The 1,057-nt window shown below is 44.8% G+C and carries 2 protein-coding genes; one reads left to right on the plus strand and one right to left on the minus strand.

Annotation, left to right across the window (positions count from 1 at the left end; translation table 11 throughout):
* On the minus strand, window positions 1-475 hold a 475-nt coding region (locus A3750_RS00935), incomplete at its 3' end, for a class I tRNA ligase family protein (protein ID WP_156498281.1).
* A 251-nt stretch (window positions 476-726) separates the two neighbouring features.
* Here A3750_RS00935 and A3750_RS00945 point away from each other — a divergent pair.
* The coding region (locus A3750_RS00945) for an iron-sulfur cluster assembly protein (protein WP_156498282.1) at window positions 727-1,057 on the plus strand (331 nt) is incomplete at its 3' end.

The raw sequence follows: 1,057 nt of genomic DNA on the forward strand, positions 1-1,057 counted from the left end.
CGCAACTCTCGCAATTATCACCGTATTGATCTTCTGTTTTACACTTGGGGCAAGTGCCTGTAATGAACCGATCAGCTAGGAACAGGTTCTTCTCAGGGTCGAAGGCTTGCGTAATGCTACGGCGGGCAATCTTTCCATTGTTATCAAGCGCAGTATAAATAGATTCTGCAAACGCTTTATTTTCTGGTGAATGCGTTGAGTAATAATTGTCGAAGCCAACGGAAAATCCGGCAAAGTCTTTTTGGTGCTCCTGATTTACTCGATCAATCAGTTGCTCGGGTGTAATACCCTCCTTCTCTGCGCGCAACATAATTGCCGTGCCATGGGCGTCATCGGCACATACATAGGTGCATTGTTCGCCACGGGACTTCTGAAAACGAACCCATATATCCGTTTGAATATATTCGAGCAGGTGTCCCAGATGAATGGGGCCATTGGCGTAGGGAAGAGCACTGGTTACCAGAATTTTGCGCACTACTTAAATCTCTCAATGTTGCGATTGGCAGTAAGAACTTAGTCGAATGGGCATTGAAACGGCAAAAGCGGCTCAACACCCTAAAATGCGGCGTTATGATACTCGTCCAAGCAATGTTTTTCATCTTTCTTCGCGTTCTATGCTTAGATTGCATGGAATGAACTTGAATTTCGGGGAATTGCCACGATTTAACCTTCAGATTCGCGTATTTAATTTTACGATTTCAAACTTTTTACTGGACTGGAGAGCGCATGAGTCAAGTGAGTGAAGCCGGGCTTCAAGAAGCAATTGCACAGTACATTGACCCTTATTTACAACAGAACTTGTACGATATGGGGGCGGTGAAATCTGTAGATGTGATAGAGAGCGCTGTGCAACTAAAGCTTGAATTGCCTTATGCCTGTTCTGGCTTGCATGGTGCCATACGACAGATTCTTGAGACGCAGCTTGAGGATTTGGATGGTGTTGACCGAGTGAGTGTCGATATTGCTCAGAAAATTGTTACTCATGAAGTTCAGAATAATCTGAAGAGTCTGAGCAATGTGAAAAACATCATTGCTGTTGCGTCGGGCAAAGGCGGAG

The sequence above is a fragment of the Oleiphilus sp. HI0079 genome, assembly GCF_001635105.1.